The 16,449-nt window shown below is 63.1% G+C and carries 12 protein-coding genes; 10 read left to right on the top strand and 2 right to left on the bottom strand.

Annotated features, from left to right (window positions below):
* Positions 1-7 precede the first annotated feature (7 nt).
* From IB265_RS00410 to IB265_RS00370, 9 genes are all read left to right on the top strand, one after another.
* Complete coding sequence (locus IB265_RS00410; protein ID WP_057247780.1) at positions 8-904, top strand: N-acetylmuramic acid 6-phosphate etherase; 897 nt, start codon at positions 8-10, stop codon at positions 902-904.
* A gap of 57 nt (positions 905-961) precedes the next feature.
* Positions 962-2,221 (top strand): ABC transporter substrate-binding protein, encoded by a 1,260-nt coding sequence (locus IB265_RS00405; protein ID WP_057247779.1) that lies wholly within the window; start codon positions 962-964, stop codon positions 2,219-2,221.
* Between the two features lie 366 nt (positions 2,222-2,587).
* Entirely contained in the window at positions 2,588-3,538 is a 951-nt protein-coding gene (locus tag IB265_RS00400; protein WP_057248225.1) for a carbohydrate ABC transporter permease, read from the top strand.
* Between the two features lie 11 nt (positions 3,539-3,549).
* Entirely contained in the window at positions 3,550-4,389 is an 840-nt protein-coding gene (locus tag IB265_RS00395; protein WP_057247778.1) for a carbohydrate ABC transporter permease, read from the top strand.
* A complete protein-coding gene (locus IB265_RS00390; RefSeq protein WP_057247777.1) occupies positions 4,386-5,450 on the top strand; it encodes a Gfo/Idh/MocA family protein in 1,065 nt (354 codons plus the stop codon). The genes IB265_RS00395 and IB265_RS00390 overlap by 4 nt, the downstream gene beginning before the upstream one ends.
* A 13-nt stretch (positions 5,451-5,463) precedes the next feature.
* Positions 5,464-6,465: an ABC transporter ATP-binding protein gene (locus tag IB265_RS00385; protein ID WP_057247776.1), complete on the top strand. Its 1,002-nt coding sequence runs from the start codon at positions 5,464-5,466 to the stop codon at positions 6,463-6,465.
* A 258-nt stretch (positions 6,466-6,723) separates the two neighbouring features.
* Positions 6,724-7,944: an efflux RND transporter periplasmic adaptor subunit gene (locus IB265_RS00380; protein ID WP_057247775.1), complete on the top strand. Its 1,221-nt coding sequence runs from the start codon at positions 6,724-6,726 to the stop codon at positions 7,942-7,944.
* A 9-nt stretch (positions 7,945-7,953) separates the two neighbouring features.
* A complete protein-coding gene (locus IB265_RS00375) occupies positions 7,954-11,094 on the top strand; it encodes an efflux RND transporter permease subunit (protein ID WP_057247774.1) in 3,141 nt (1,046 codons plus the stop codon).
* 61 nt (positions 11,095-11,155) lie between these two features.
* Entirely contained in the window at positions 11,156-11,800 is a 645-nt protein-coding gene (locus IB265_RS00370; RefSeq protein ID WP_057247773.1) for a TetR family transcriptional regulator, read from the top strand.
* A gap of 52 nt (positions 11,801-11,852) precedes the next feature.
* Here IB265_RS00370 and purU read toward each other — a convergent pair whose 3' ends face one another.
* On the bottom strand, positions 11,853-12,707 hold the full coding sequence (purU, locus tag IB265_RS00365) for a formyltetrahydrofolate deformylase (RefSeq protein WP_057247772.1): 855 nt from the start codon (positions 12,705-12,707) through the stop codon (positions 11,853-11,855).
* Positions 12,708-12,946: 239 nt separating this feature from the next.
* Complete coding sequence (gene polA, locus IB265_RS00360; RefSeq protein ID WP_093234291.1) at positions 12,947-15,955, bottom strand: DNA polymerase I; 3,009 nt, start codon at positions 15,953-15,955, stop codon at positions 12,947-12,949.
* A 91-nt stretch (positions 15,956-16,046) separates the two neighbouring features.
* Here polA and IB265_RS00355 point away from each other — a divergent pair, with 91 nt between their 5' ends.
* Positions 16,047-16,433 (top strand): hypothetical protein, encoded by a 387-nt coding sequence (locus IB265_RS00355; protein WP_057247770.1) that lies wholly within the window; start codon positions 16,047-16,049, stop codon positions 16,431-16,433.
* Positions 16,434-16,449: the final 16 nt, after the last annotated feature.

Genomic DNA, 16,449 nt, shown 5'->3' with positions numbered 1-16,449 from the left:
ATGACCCATGCCGTCAGCAAAGACCGAAGAGCGTCACGACAACGCCAAGGGCCTGGATCTTATGCATCCGGCGCTGGCGCTGCGACTGCTCGCCGCCGGCCAGCAGGCAGCGGCCAAGGCCGTCGATGCGGCGATCGAGTCGATCTCCGCCGCCGCCTCGATTGCCGCCGAAGCGCTCAGCTCCGGGCGGCGTCTTGCCTATGCGGGCGCCGGCAGCTCCGGTCTCATGGCGATGGCCGACGCGCTCGAGCTGCCCGGCACCTATGGTATCGCGCAGGATCAGATCGTCATCCTGCTTGCCGGCGGCGCTGCCAGCCTCAGCGACCTCGCGGGAGGTTATGAGGACGATATGGACCTCGCCCGAGAGGACGTGCGCAAGGCGGGCATCGGCGCGGGCGACTGTCTCGTTTCCGTTTCCGCAAGCGGTTCCACCCCTTACGCGCTTGCCGCTGCCGACGAGGCCCGCAAGCGCGGCGCCAAGGTAATCGCCGTCGCCAACAATCCGGGTGCGGCGCTCTTCAAGGACGCGGACGTCTCGATCCTCTTGCAGACGCCGCCGGAAGTGGTCTCCGGCTCGACCCGCATGGGCGCCGGCACCGCACAGAAGATCGCCTTCAACATGTTCTCGACACTGGTCGGCATCCATCTCGGCCACGTGCTCGACGGCCACATGGTCAACCTGCGCGCCGACAATATCAAGCTGCACGGCCGCGCGATCCGCATCGTCACCGACATCACCGGCATCAGCGCCACTGAGGCCGGCCGGCTGATCAACGAGGCCTCCGGCTCGGTCAAGGTCGCGATCCTTCTCGCCTCGGGCGCGAAGGACGTTGCAGCCGCCGACGCCGCTCTGAAAGAGGCCAAGCAGAATCTGCGCCGGGCGATCGGTATCGTCTCGGCCTGAATCAATTCTGGGATCCAAACCGCGCCAAAGCGGCGCCTATAAAAAGGGAGAACCTGCATGACCCGTACAACAATCAAAGGCCTGCTGCTCGCTTCGAGCATTCTCGGCACGGCCGGGCTGGCGCACGCCGAGGACGTGACGCTGACCATCGAAAGCTGGCGCAACGACGACCTGGCGATCTGGCAGGAAAAACTGATCCCTGCCTTCGAAGCGAAGAACCCGGGCATCAAGGTCAAGTTCGCCCCGATGGCGCCGACCGAATACAATGCGGCGCTGAACGCCAAGCTCGATGCCGGCTCCGCGGGTGACCTCGTTACCTGCCGTCCGTTCGACGTCTCGCTCGAACTCTACAACAAGAAGCACCTTGCCGACCTGACGGCGCTGCCGGGCATGGAAAACTTCTCGCCGGTCGCCAAGTCCGCCTGGACCACCGATGACGGCAAGTCCACCTTCTGCGTGCCGATGGCTTCAGTCATCCACGGCTTCATCTACAACAAGGACGCCTTCGACCAGCTCGGCATCCAGATCCCGACGACGGAAGCCGAATTCTTCGCCGCCCTCGACAAGATCAAGGCGGACGGCAACTACATCCCGATGGCGATGGGCACCAAGGACCTCTGGGAAGCCGCAACCATGGGCTACCAGAACATCGGCCCGAACTACTGGAAGGGCGAAGAAGGCCGCGCTGCGCTGATCAAGGGCGAGCAGAAGCTGACCGACGAACCGTGGGTCGAGCCCTACCGCGTTCTCGCCAAATGGAAGGACTATCTCGGCGACGGCTTCGAAGCCCAGACCTATCCGGACAGCCAGAACCTCTTCACGCTCGGCCGCGCCGCGATCTATCCGGCCGGCTCGTGGGAAATCGGCCTGTTCAACACCCAGGCACAGTTCAAGATGGGCGCCTTCCCGCCGCCGGTCAAAAACGCCGGCGACACCTGCTACATCTCGGACCACAATGACATCGGCATCGGCCTCAATGCCAAGAGCGCACATGCCGAACAGGCCAAGACCTTCCTGAGCTGGGTTGCCTCGCCTGAGTTCGCCGACATCTACGCCAATGCACTGCCGGGCTTCTTCAGCCTCAACTCTACCCCGGTGAAGATGACCGATCCGCTCGCCCAGGAATTCGTCTCCTGGCGCGAAAAGTGCAAGCCGACGATCCGCTCGACCTACCAGATCCTGGCGCGCGGCACGCCGAGCCTCGAAAACGAAACCTGGGTCGAATCGGCCAACGTAATCAACGGCACCGATACGCCTGAGGTTGCCGCCGAGAAGCTGCAGAAGGGCCTCGACTCCTGGTACAAGCCGGCGAAGTGAGAAGAGACGTAAGCGCAACAGGTTCCCTCCCCTTTTTGGGGAGGGTCGGCCCTACGGCACCCGTGTCCTGCCGGACGCAGAAGGGCGCCGTAGCAGTTTGAATTGCTGCATGTTTTGTCCTTGGGACACTTGCAGCAAGGCCGGGCGGGGCGACATTGGCCGATGAGGCACTCCCCCAGCCGTCGCGTCACAGGCCTCCCATCGTGGGAGGCCACCGACGCAGTCGTTTGCAAAAGAACGCGATAGACTTAACCTTCGTCATGAGCCCTCAAAAAAGGGCAGATGGCATACGGCGAGACCGGCCGTGTGGCGTCGGTGCGCATCGTGATTGTCTGGGGAACCGGTCTTCTAGAAACGGATGGTTCAATGAGTGACGCTCTTTCAGTGCAAGACGGACAGCCGACCGCAAGGCGGCCGAAGCGCTGGCACATCCTCGTCTTCCTGCTCCCGGCCTTCCTGGTCTATTCGGCGGTGATGATCCTGCCGCTGATCGAGACGCTCAGGCTCTCTCTGTACAACACGGTTGACGGACAGCCAGCCTTCGTCGGGCTTGCCAATTTCCAGACACTGTTTGGGGAAGAGCGCTGGGCTCACGACTTCTGGAACGCGCTGAAGAACAACGTCATCTTCTTCATCATCCATATGTGCGTGCAAAACCCGATCGGCGTCGCCCTCGCCGCGATGCTGTCGATCCCGAAGCTGCGCTTCGTCACCTTCTACCGCACGGCGATCTTCCTGCCGACGCTGCTCTCCTTCGTGATCGTCGGCTTCATCTGGAAGCTGATCCTGTCGCCGATCTGGGGGGTGTCGCCCTGGATACTCGACCTCGTTGGCCTGAAGTCGCTGTTTGCGCCCTGGCTCGGAAAGCCGGGTTCCGCGCTCATCGCCGTGTCGCTGATCTCGGTCTGGCAATATGTCGGCATCCCGATGATGCTGATCTACGCAGCGCTGCTCAACATTCCCGATGAGGTGATCGAGGCTGCCGAATGCGACGGGGTTACCGGCTGGAGCCAGTTCTGGAAGATCAAGCTGCCGCTGATCCTGCCGGCCATCGGCATCATCTCGATCCTGACCTTCGTCGGCAACTTCAACGCCTTCGACCTGGTCTACACGGTGCAGGGCGCGCTTGCCGGGCCTGATGGTTCGACCGACATTCTCGGCACGTTGCTTTACCGCACCTTCTTCGGTTTCCAGCTGCAGCTCGGTGACCGCTCCATGGGCGCGACGATCGCCACGGTGATGTTCCTGATCATCCTCGCCGGCGTGTCGCTCTACCTCTTCGTCATTCAGCGCCGCATGCGCCGCTACCAGTTCTGAGGAGACCGGAGATGTCGAAAGCACGCGATTCTTTTCTCCGCACCGGCTTCGTCCACGTGGCGCTGATCGCCTACACGCTGGTGTCGCTGTTCCCGGTGTTCCTGACGATCATCAACTCGTTCAAGGACCGCAATGCAATCTTTCGGGCGCCGCTGACGATCCCGACGCCACAGACCTTCAGCCTGATCGGCTATGAAACGGTCCTCGGCCAGGGCGATTTTGCCACCTATTTCCAGAACAGTTTCATCGTCACGATCGTCTCGATCGCGCTGGTGCTGCTCTTCGGGGCGATGGCCGCCTTCGCGCTGTCGGAATACCGCTTCCGCGGCAACACGGTGATGGGCCTCTATCTTGCGATCGGCATCATGATCCCGATCCGTCTCGGCACCGTCGCCATTCTCCAGGGCATGGTCGCCGCCAACCTGGTCAACACGCTGACGGCGCTGATCCTGGTCTACACGGCGCAAGGGTTGCCGCTCGCGATCTTCATCCTCTCGGAGTTCATGCGCACGGTCTCGGATGACCTGAAGAACGCGGGGCGCATCGACGGGCTTTCGGAATACTCGATCTTCTTCCGCCTGGTTCTGCCGCTGGTGCGGCCGGCCATGGCGACTGTCGCGGTGTTCACGATGATCCCGATCTGGAACGACCTCTGGTTCCCGCTGATCCTGGCCCCGGCGGAGGCGACCAAAACGGTGACGCTCGGCTCGCAGATCTTCATCGGCCAGTTCGTCACCAACTGGAATGCGGTTCTGGCGGCCCTCTCGCTCGCCATCCTTCCGGTCCTCGTTCTCTACGTCATCTTCTCGCGGCAGCTGATCCGCGGCATCACGGCAGGAGCAGTCAAGTGAGTGCAAGCAGCAAACCCGTCCGGGTCCTCGTCGCAGGGCTCGGCAACATGGGGCGCAGCCATGCGCTCGCCTATCACAACAACCCCGGCTTCGAGATCGTCGGTCTAGTCAACCGTTCGAAGGTGCCGCTGCCGGAGGAGCTCAGCGGCTACACGATCTATCCCGATTTCAGATCGGCGCTTGCCGAACTGAAGCCGGATCTCTGCTCGATCTGCACCTATTCCGACAGCCATGCCGACTTTGCCGTCATGGCGTTTGAAGCCGGTGCCGACGTCTTCGTCGAGAAGCCGCTGGCAACCACCGTCGCCGACGCAGAGCGCGTCGTCGCGGCTGCAAAGAAGCACGGTCGCAAGCTGGTGATCGGCTACATCCTGCGCCACCACCCCTCGTGGATCCGGCTGATCGCCGAGGCCCGCAAGCTCGGCGGCCCCTATGTCTTCCGCATGAACCTGAACCAGCAGTCGAGCGGACCGACCTGGGAGACGCACAAGTCGCTGATGAAGACGACGTCGCCGATCGTCGACTGCGGCGTGCACTATGTCGACGTCATGTGCCAGATCACCGACGCAAAGCCGGTGGAAGTGCGCGGCATGGGACTTCGCCTCTCGGACGAGATCGCCCCCGACATGTACAATTACGGCCACCTGCAGGTGATCTTCGAGGATGGGTCGGCTGGCTGGTATGAAGCCGGCTGGGGTCCGATGATCTCGGAAACGGCCTTCTTCGTGAAGGACGTGATGTCACCCAAGGGCTCCGTGTCGATCGTCATGGACCAGAACGCCAAGTCCGACGACATCGACATACATACCAAGACCGCGGTGATCCGGCTGCACAACGCCGAAACCGGTCCCAATGGTCGCTTCCTGAGGGCCGATGAGGATCTCAAGATGGACGGCGAGCCCGGGCACCAGGAACTCTGCGACCGCGAGCAGGCCTATGTGCTGAAAGCCATTCGCGAAGACATCGACCTCGACCGTCACATGAACGATGCCGTCCAGTCGCTCCGCATCTGCCTTGCCGCAGACGAAAGCGTGCGCACCGGCAGACCAGTCAAACTCTAAAGGGGGCAACCAGGTGGGATCGCTTCAACTCAAATCCATCCGCAAGGCCTATGGCAGCCATGAAGTGCTGAAGGGCATCGACCTCGAGGTGAAGGACGGCGAGTTCGTCATCTTCGTCGGCCCGTCCGGCTGCGGCAAGTCGACCTTGCTGCGCACCATCGCCGGCCTCGAAGACGCGACCTCCGGCAGCGTGCAGATCGACGGCACCGAAGTCGGCCATGTGGCGCCCGCCAAGCGCGGCATCGCCATGGTGTTCCAGTCCTACGCGCTCTATCCGCACCTGACGGTGAAGGACAATATGGGCCTTGGCCTCAAGCAGGCCGGCAAGCCGAAAACCGAGATCGACGACAAGGTCGGCAAGGCGGCGAGCATGCTGTCGCTCGATCCCTATCTTGCCCGGCGCCCGGCCGAACTCTCCGGCGGCCAGCGTCAGCGTGTGGCGATCGGCCGTGCGATCGTGCGCGAACCGAAGCTCTTTCTGTTCGACGAGCCGCTCTCCAACCTCGATGCGGCGCTGCGCGTCAACACCCGGCTCGAGATCGCCCGGCTGCACCGCAGCCTGAAGGCGACGATGATCTACGTGACCCACGACCAGGTGGAGGCGATGACGCTCGCCGACAAGATCGTCGTCTTGAACGCCGGCCAGATCGAACAGATCGGCTCGCCGATGGACCTCTACAACCGGCCGGCAAACGTCTTCGTCGCCGGCTTCATCGGCTCGCCGCAGATGAACTTCATCGAGGGCGCGCGGCTCGGCGATATCAGCGCCAAGACGATCGGCATTCGCCCCGAGCACATGGCGCTTTCGCGCGAGAGCGGCGACTGGAAGGGCAAGGTGGTGCACGTCGAACATCTCGGCGCCGACACCATCGTCTACATCGATTCCGAGCAGGTGGGCCTGATCACCGTCCGCCTCTTCGGCGAGCATCGCTATGCACCTGACGATATCGTCTATGCGACACCGATGGTGGGCAGCATGCACCGTTTCGGCGACGACGATCGCGTTCTCGCCTGACCCCATTTTGGGGCCGACGCCCCATCACAGCTGCGTGAAAACCAGCCGCCACAGGGACTAAATCCCTGTGGCGGCTGAATTATTTTTTGATTCTACGCACCGCATCACGCTGTTGCACTGCAAAGCGAATTAACATACATTTGTGTTTGTATATTAGCTTTCCGGTATTTGCCGAACCTGATACCGGTTCCGCTCCCCTTCACTTCCGGACCGCACGGGCACCTTGCGAGATGCAGCCGTTGCCTGCGGTCACCGAATATGGACATCGCTATGCGCATGAACCGACCGACACTGGCCGCCGCCTTGGCAACTGTGATTCTTCTTTCCGGTTGCCAGAAAGAGGACGAGCAGCCGGCCGCCGCCGCATTCCCACCGTCCGCGGTCGCGGTCTTCACGACCAAGACCGAAACGCTGCCGATCACCAACGAGCTCCCCGGCCGCATTACCGCGACACGCGTCGCCGAGGTCCGCCCGCGCGTTTCCGGCATCGTCGTCGAGCGCGTCTTCCAGCAGGGTTCCAAGGTCAATGAAGGCGACGTGCTCTACCGCATCGATCCGGCGCCCTTCCGCGTGCAGGTCGAAAAGGCCGAAGCAACGCTTCGGCGCGCCCAGTCCGTGCGCCTGCAGGCCCAGCAGAAGGCCGATCGCCAGGAACAGTTGAAGAAGGCGAACGTCGTCGCCGCGCAACAGTTGGAAGATGCGGCGGCCCTGCTCGCGACCGCCGACGCCGATGTTGCGATCGCCGAGGCCGGCCTCGCGGCAGCGAAACTCGACCTGCAATATGCCGACGTGACGGCACCGATCAGCGGCCGCATCGGTCGCGCGATGATCACCGAAGGCGCGCTCGTCAGCACCAACAGCTCGGAAAATCTCGCGACGATCCAGCAGCTCGACCCGCTCTATGCCGACTTCACCCAGTCGGCGACCGACCTCATCCGCCTGCGCAAGGCGCTCGAGGACGGCAAGATGCTGAGCGGCGACGAAGAAGCCGAAGTCCAGCTCGTGCTCGACGACGGCACGGCCTACGAACACAAAGGCAAGCTGCTGTTCTCCGAAGCGGCCGTCGATGCGACGACCGGCCAGGTGACGCTGCGTGGCGAATTCCCGAACCCCGAAAACGACCTGCTTCCCGGCATGTATGTGCGCGTGCTCGTCCAGCAGGGCGTCGAGAAGGATGCGATCACCGTCCCGCAGCAGGCCGTCCAGCGCAACAATGCCGGCCAATCGCAGGTCTACGTCGTTGCCGCAGACAACAAGGTCGAGTTCCGCAATGTGACGCTCGGCCGCACCATCGGCACCCGCTGGCAGGTGACCTCCGGCCTCAAGGCCGGCGAGAAGGTCATCGTCGAAGGCTTCCAGAAGATCGGCCCCGGCGCCCCGGTCGAGCCGACGGACTGGAACCCGGATGCCAAGCCTGCGGCAGAAGCAGCCCAGACGACGGCCTCTGCCGACGAAAAGCCTGCCGAAGCTACAAAGTGAGTTTGATTGATGCCCAGTTTTTTCATCGACAGGCCTATTTTTGCCTGGGTGGTGGCGATCTTCATCATGGTCGCCGGCGTCATTGCGATCCCGCTTCTGCCGGTATCGCAATATCCTGACGTCGCACCGCCGCAGATCTCTATCAACACGAGCTACCCCGGCGCCTCGTCACAGGACACCTATCAGAGCGTCACACGACTGATCGAAGACGAGTTGAACGGCGTCGAAGGTCTGCTCTATTTCGAATCGACCTCCAGCGCCTCCGGTTCGGTTGAAATCAGCGCCACCTTTGCGCCCGGCACCGATCCGGGACAGGCGGCGGTCGACATTCAGAACCGCGTTCGCCGCGTCGAGCCACGCCTGCCCGATTCGGTCAAGCGCCAGGGTGTTCAGGTCGATGAGGCCGGTTCCGGCTTCCTCATGATCGTGGCCCTGACCTCGACCGACGGCTCGATGGATGCCATCGGCCTCGGCGATTATCTCAGCCGCAACGTTTTGAGCGAAATCCAGCGTGTGCCGGGCGTCGGCCGTGCGCAGCTTTTTGCCACCGAACGCTCGATGCGCGTCTGGCTCGACCCGGACAAGATGCTCGGTCTGAACCTGACCGCGGCGGACGTGACGAACGCGATCACGGCGCAGAACGCCCAGATTGCCTCCGGTTCGATCGGCGCCCAGCCGAACCCGATCAGCCAGCAGATCAGCGCGCCCGTTGTCGTCAAGGGCCAGCTGGAGAGCGCCGAAGAGTTCGGCGCCATCGTCCTTCGCGCCAATCCGGATGGTTCGTCCGTTCGCCTGCGCGACGTCGCCCGTATCGAAATCGGCGGCGAAAGCTATGCCTTCTCGACGCGGCTCAACGGCAAGCCGTCGGCGGCTATCGCCGTCCAGCTGTCGCCGAGCGGCAATGCCATGTCGACCTCGGCGGCCATCAAGGAACGCATGGACGAACTGGCGAAGTTCTTCCCGCAGGGCCTCGAATACTCGGTCCCCTACGACACTTCGCCCTTCGTCGCCGTCTCGATCGAGAAGGTGCTTTCGACGCTGGTCGAGGCGGTCGCGCTGGTGTTCATCGTGATGTTCCTGTTCCTGCAGAACATCCGCTACACCATCATCCCGACGCTCGTCGTGCCGGTCGCCCTGCTCGGCACCTGCGCCGTCATGCTGGCGATGGGCTTCTCGATCAACGTTCTGACCATGTTCGGCATGGTGCTGGCGATCGGCATTCTCGTCGACGATGCGATCATCGTCGTCGAAAACGTCGAGCGCATCATGTCCGAGGAAGGGCTGACGCCGAAGGAAGCGACCCGCAAGGCGATGAAGCAGATCACCGGCGCCGTCATCGGCATCACGCTGGTTCTCGCCTCCGTGTTCATCCCGATGGCCTTCTTCCCGGGCGCCGTCGGCGTGATCTATCGCCAGTTCTCGCTGACGATGGTCGTCTCGATCCTGTTCTCGGCGCTGCTTGCCCTTTCGCTGACGCCCGCGCTCTGCGCGAGCTTCCTGAAGCAGGTGCCGAAGGGCCATCACCACGCCAAGCGCGGCTTCTTCGGCTGGTTCAACCGCAGCTTCGACAAGACCTCGCACGGCTATAGCGGCATCGTGAAGCGCCTTGTCCACCGGACCGGCCGCTACATGATCGTCTACGTGGCCGTGCTGGCCGGTCTCGGCTGGCTGTTCATGAAGCTGCCGTCGTCGTTCCTGCCGGACGAAGACCAGGGCTTCGTGATCGTCATGATGCAGCTGCCGTCGGAAGCGACCGGCAACCGCACGACCGAGGTGGTGGAGCAGGCCGAGAAGATCTTCGGCCAGGAGCCGGCCGTCGAACGCATCATCGCGATCAACGGCTTCTCCTTCTTCGGTACCGGCCAGAACGCGGCGCTTGCCTTCGTGACGCTCAAGGACTGGAAGGAACGCGACGCCAACAACGCCGCACAGTCGATCGCGATGCGCGCGACTATGGCGATGAGCCAGATCAAGGACGCGATCAGCTTCGCGCTGTCGCCGCCGGCGATCCAGGGCCTCGGCACCACCGGCGGCTTCTCGTTCCGCCTGCAGGACCGCGGCGGTCTCGGCCAGGCGGCACTGTCGCAAGCCCGCGACCAGCTTCTCGGCATGGCGGCCGAAAGCAAGGTGCTTGCCGGCGTCCGCTTCGAGGGCATGCCGGATGCGGCCCAGGTCAGCGTCGACATCGACCGCGAGAAGGCGAACACCTTCGGTGTGACCTTCGCCGACATCAACTCGACGATTTCGACCAACCTCGGCTCGTCCTACGTCAACGACTTCCCCAATGCCGGGCGCATGCAGCGCGTGACGGTGCAGGCGGACGAAGGTCAGCGCATGCAGACCGCCGACCTCCTGAACCTGAACGTCCGCAACGCCAATGGCGGCATGGTGCCGCTGTCGGCCTTCGCGACGGTGGAATGGGTCAAGGCGTCGACGCAGACGATCGGCTATAACGGCTATCCGTCGGTCCGCATCAGCGGCGAGGCAGCACCCGGCTATTCGTCCGGTGACGCGATCACCGAGATGCAGCGTCTCGCCGGGCAGCTTCCGGCTGGCTTCGGCTACGAGTGGACGGGCCAGTCGCTGCAGGAAATCCAGTCCGGCACCCAGGCGCCGCTCCTGATCGCGCTGTCGTGCCTGTTGGTGTTCCTGTGCCTTGCGGCCCTCTACGAGAGCTGGTCTATCCCGGTTGCGGTCATTATGGTCGTTCCGCTCGGCGTCATCGGTGCCGTGCTGGCGGTCACCATGCGCGACATGCCGAACGACGTGTACTTCAAAGTGGGCCTGATCGCGATCATCGGTCTCTCGGCCAAGAACGCGATCCTGATCATCGAGTTCGCCAAGGAACTGCGCGAGCAGGGCAAGTCGCTGATCGACGCGACGCTGGAGGCGGCACATCTTCGCTTCCGGCCGATCCTGATGACGTCGCTGGCCTTCACGCTCGGCGTTCTGCCGCTGGCGATCGCCACTGGTGCGAGCTCCGGCAGCCAGCGCGCCATCGGCACGGGCGTCATGGGCGGGATGATCTCGGCAACGGTGCTCGCCATCTTCTTCGTTCCGGTCTTCTTCGTGTTCGTCACGAAGCTCTTCGGTCGAAAGAAAGTGGAAAACACACCGGCAGCCGCAGAAAACCCCACGCCCGCCGAGTAAAATGACAACAGACGGCCCGCTGCACATCACTGTCGGCGGGCCGTCTGATGAGGAGGAATGAATGCGCCGAACAAAAGCCGACGCAGAAGTAACCCGACAGAAGATCCTGTGCGCCGCCGAGCGCGTCTTCTACGAAAAGGGCGTCTCGAACACGACGCTCGAAGAAATCGCCAAGGCCGCCGGCGTAACGCGCGGTGCCATCTACTGGCACTTTGCCAATAAGACCGACCTGTTCCTCGCACTGCACGACGCCGTGCCCCTGCCGCAGGAAGACATGGTCGCCCGCGAGATCGAGGCGGAAGCCGCCGATACCCTTTCCATCCTCGAAGGCGCCATGGGCGACTGGCTCGATGTTCTCGCCGCCGACGAGCAGCGCCAGCGCATCCTGACGATCATGCTGCGCACCAATTACGACGGCGACATGAGCGAGGTCCTGACCCGCCAGAAAGAACTCGACGAACGCCACAATGTTCTGCTTGAGCTCGCCTTTTCGCGCGCGCTTGCCAAGGGGCAGATGCACGAGAGCTGGACGCCGGCCTCGGCGACGCGGACGCTGCACTGGATGATGCTCGGGCTCTGTACGGAATGGCTGCTCTTCGGCCGTCCCTTCGATCTGACGGCCGAGGGACGCGAAGGCCTGAGCCGGCTCTTTGCCAGCTTCCGCGCGCCGGCGATCACGGCAACCGCCGTTGCCGCACGCCCCTGACATCCTCAGCCGGCGCCCGTGCGGGTACCGGCTCAGATGCTTTCGGACCCTGTTAGCTGAACACCACCGTCTTGTGACCGTTGAGCATCACGCGCCGCTCCAGGTGCAGCTTGACGGCCCGGGCGAGCACGCGGCTTTCGATATCGCGGCCGGTGGCGACAAAGTCCTCGGCCGTCAGCGCATGGCTGACGCGCTCGGTTTCCTGCTCGATGATTGGACCTTCGTCGAGATCCGGTGTGACGTAATGTGCCGTCGCGCCGATCAGCTTCACCCCGCGCTCATGCGCCTGATGATAGGGCCTGGCACCCTTGAAGCTCGGCAGGAAGGAATGGTGGATGTTGATCGCCTTGCCGTAGAGGCGCTTCGACAGATTGTCCGAAAAGACCTGCATGTAGCGGGCAAGGATGACGAGGTCGGCGCCGGTCTCCTGGACCAGGCGCAACAGCCTCTCCTCCTGTTCGGCCTTGTTGTCCTTCGATACCGGCCAACAGTGGTAGGCGAGCCCCTCGGCCTCGGCCGTGCCTCGGCTGTCCTCGTGGTTGGAGACAATGGCAACGACCTCCGCGTTCAGCCAGCCGACACGGATCTGGTAGATGAGATGCAGGAGCGCATGATCGAACCTGGAGACGAGGATGAGGATCTTCGGCTTCACTGTGGCGTCCGCGAGAACGGTCCGCATCTGGAAACGCTCGACGGCCGGGCGCAAGGCCCGCTCGACATCACCAGCCTGAACGCTCGCCGCAACCTGAAATGCGATGCGCATGAAAAAGCTGTTGGTCTTTGTGTCCCAGAACTGGTTGCTTTCGGCGATGTTCGCGCCGAGCGCGGCAAGCTCGGTGGTGACGGCCGCGACGATGCCGGGTTTGTCGTCGCAGGAAAGCACAAGAATGAAGGTCTTCGGCGCCATGATCTCCTCCGATTGCGGCGGTTCCGGATGAGGCCTCGAGCCCCCTCCCAACCGCTGCCTATGGGGAGTTGAACGCGCCGGCAATCGTTCCGGCTGCGACGGCCGACGCTTTCTATCATCCTGATGGAAAGACGCCCGAGGGCATTAAATGCCCCCGGGCGCTGCAAGATTCATCGCATATGACTTTTGAGGTTTTCTGAGGGAATTCCATCAGAAAACCAGGCACAGGGCCGCTCGGATTAGTGCGCCTCGTCCCAGTTGGTCGCGGCGCGCGCATCGACCTTGAGCGGCACCTTCATGTCGAGCGCCGGCATGGCGGCGTTCTCCATCACCGAGACGACGATCGGAATGGTCTTTTCCACCTCGGCGTCCTCAACCTCGAAGATCAGTTCGTCGTGCACCTGCAGCAACATGCGGGCCGAGAGTTTCGCCTCGGCCAGCGCCGGCTCCATCTTCGCCATGGCGCGGCGGATGATATCGGCGGCCGAGCCCTGGATCGGCGCGTTGATCGCGGCGCGTTCGTTGAAGGCGCGATGCGACGGGATCGACGAGCGGATATCCGGATAATGTGCCCGGCGACCGAAGATGGTCTCGACGTAACCGTGCTCGCGGGCGAACACCTTGGTGCCTTCCATGTAATCGCGAATGCCCGGGAAGCGCTCGAAATAGCGCTTGATGTAGTCGCCGGCCTCGGAGCGTTCGATCGACAGCTGGTTGGCGAGCCCGAAGGCCGAGATGCCGTAGATGATGCCGAAGTTGATCGCCTTGGCGCGGCGGCGGATCTCGCCCGGCATGCCCTCGACCGGAACGCCGAACATTTCCGAGGCCGTCATCGCATGAATGTCGACGCCGTCGGCGAAGGCCTGGCGAAGCTGCGGAATGTCGGCGACATGGGCGAGCACGCGCAGTTCGATCTGGCTGTAGTCGGCCGAGACGAGCTTGTGGCCGGGCGTCGCGACAAAGGCAGTGCGGATCTTGCGGCCTTCGGCGGTGCGCACCGGGATGTTCTGCAGGTTCGGATCGGACGACGACAGGCGACCGGTCGTGGTGGCGGCCAGCGCGTAAGACGTGTGAACACGCTTTGTCTCCGGGTGGACGAAGCCCGGAAGCGCATCGGTGTAGGTGGATTTGAGCTTGGTCAGCTGCCGCCAGTCGACGATCTTGCGCGGCAGCTCGTGGCCTTCGGCGGCGAGATCTTCCAGCACCTGCGCCGAGGTCGACCATTGCCCGGTCTTCGTCTTCGACCCGCCGGCAAAGCCCATCTTGCCGAACAGGATGTCGCCGAGCTGCTTCGGCGAACCGATGGTGAAGGTTTCGCCAGCGAGCTTGTAGATCTCGTCCTCCAGAGCCGCCGCACCTTGCGCGAGCTCGCCCGAAAGCCGCGACAGGATCTGGCGATCAATGGTAATGCCGCGATCTTCCATGCGCGCAAGCACCGCGACCAGCGGCCGCTCGAGCCGTTCATAGACGCGCGTCAGCCCCTTGGCGGCCAGCCGCGCCTTCAGGATGTGCCAGAGTCTCAGCGTGACGTCCGCATCCTCGGCGGCATAGGCCGTCGCCCTGTCGATATCGACGAAGTCGAAGGTCACCGACGACTTGCCGGAGCCGGTGATATCCTTGTAGGCGATCGGCTTGTGGTTCAGCCAACGCTCGGAGAGCGCATCCATGCCGTGGGTGCCGTTGCCGGCATCGACGACATAGGACATCAGCATCGTGTCGTCGAAACTCTCCACGGTGATGCCGTGCCGCTTCATCACGAGGTAATCGTATTTCAGGTTCTGCGCGACCTTGAGGACGGAGGGGTCCTCGAGCAGGCGCTTCAGCCGGCTGAGGGCCTCCCCGACCGGGATCTGGTTCTCGGCGAGCCCGCCCCCCAGGAGATCGCCGACACCGGTCTTGTGGATCAACGGAACGTAGGCCGCCCGGATGGCGGTGCCCGTCGGGTCCGCCCGATGGTCGGCGATCGCCAGCGAGAAGCCGACGAGATCGGCCTGCATGGCATCGAGCGAGTTCGTTTCCGTGTCGAAGCCGACGACGCCGGCATCGCGCGCGGCTGATATCCACTGGTCGAGAGCGGCGACATCACGGATCGTGACATAGGCGCTGTGATCGAACGGTGCCTTCGCGAAGATTTCGGCTCGAGCCGCTGCCAGCGCCTGCGGCGTGGCGTCTGCCGCATCCGTTTCGCCGGCACGTGACAGGACAGCGGCGGCTTCGGCGGCCTCACCGCGGATCGCTGCCTTGGCGGTGGAACCTTCACTGACAGCCGTCGCCGCGTCTCCCTTGTCGAGATCCGGGCCGCGCGCATCCGCGCCCCATTCCACAGGCACGCTTGCGGCTTCCACGGCGTCCGCGTCCGTGCCCGTCGCCGCGGCGACACGACGCGTCAGGGTGGTGAATTCCATCGCCTTGAGGAAGGCGATCAGCTTAGGCCCGTTCTGCGGCTCCAGGCTCAGCTCTTCCAGCGGGACATCGAGCGGCGTGTCGGTCTTGAGCTCCACGAGCTGGCGCGACAGGCGCGCGAGGTCGGCATTGGCGATGATGTTCTCGCGGCGCTTGGCCTGCTTGATCTCGCCGGCACGCGCCAGCAGCGTTTCAAGATCGCCGTATTCCTCGAGCAGCTGGGCCGCCGTCTTCGGGCCTATGCCGGGAATGCCGGGAACGTTGTCGGTGGAGTCACCGGTCATCGCCTGGAGATCGATCATCTTCTCCGGCGGCACGCCCCATTTTTCGATGACCTCGGGGATCGAGATCTGCTTGTCCTTCATGCTGTCGTACATCGATACGTTCGACGTGACGAGCTGCATCAGGTCCTTGTCGGACGAGACGATGGTGACACCCGCGCCGGCCGCCTCGGCAAGGCGCGCATAGGTGGCGATCAGATCGTCCGCCTCGTAGCCTTCCTTTTCGATGCAAGGCAGGTTGAAGGCGCGGGTCGCGTGACGGATCAGGCCGAACTGCGGAATGAGGTCTTCCGGCGGCGCCGTCCGATTGGCCTTGTACTGATCGTAGAGCGCGTTGCGGAACGTCTTCGAGGAATAGTCGAAGATGACGGCGAAATGGGTCGGCGTGACGCCGACCGAGGTGTCACGCGCATCGGTGAGCAGCTTCCACAACATGTTGCAGAAACCCGATACCGCATTGACCGGGAGGCCATCGGATTTGCGGTTGAGCGGCGGGATGGCATGGAACGCCCGGAAGATGAATCCGGAGCCGTCGACGAGGAAGAGATGATCACCGTTTTTCATGGGCAAATGGATAGCGCGGGGTGAGGCAAAGGTCCATTGCGGTTTTCCCGCCGGGCACTACAATCTCCACTTGCCACAGAGGAAGCCAGCCATGCCGCATGACGTGCGTTACGCCCTGCAACAGTATCTCCTTCTTTCAGGCTTTGCCGTCTTTTGCTTCCTCATTTCCTGGCTCCTGTCGGCCGATCCGACATTCCTCGTCATCATCAAGACAGTCTTTGCGCCCATCTATCTGCTCGCCATGGCGGGCCTCGATACCCATTTCAAGCGCGCGGACGGCGCTCCCTGGCCGCGTTGGCAAAAGGTGGAATATGCAGCAGCCCGCGCCGCACTCAACGTTGCCTTCATTGTCGTCATATCGATCACGCCAGATCAAACAGCTGGCGAAATGGCAAAGACGGCGATGATGGTTGCAATGGCGATCGGCGTTGTGGAATTCATTTTTGCCTTGCGAAACCGGGCCTCGACGGATCGCTGAGAGGTGCGTGAGCTTT

Origin of the sequence: Ensifer sp. ENS10 (assembly GCF_014852025.1) — a bacterium.
Lineage (GTDB): Bacteria > Pseudomonadota > Alphaproteobacteria > Rhizobiales > Rhizobiaceae > Ensifer.
The sequence above is the reverse complement of the archived record's forward strand: the minus strand, read 5'-3'. Positions and strand labels throughout refer to the sequence as shown.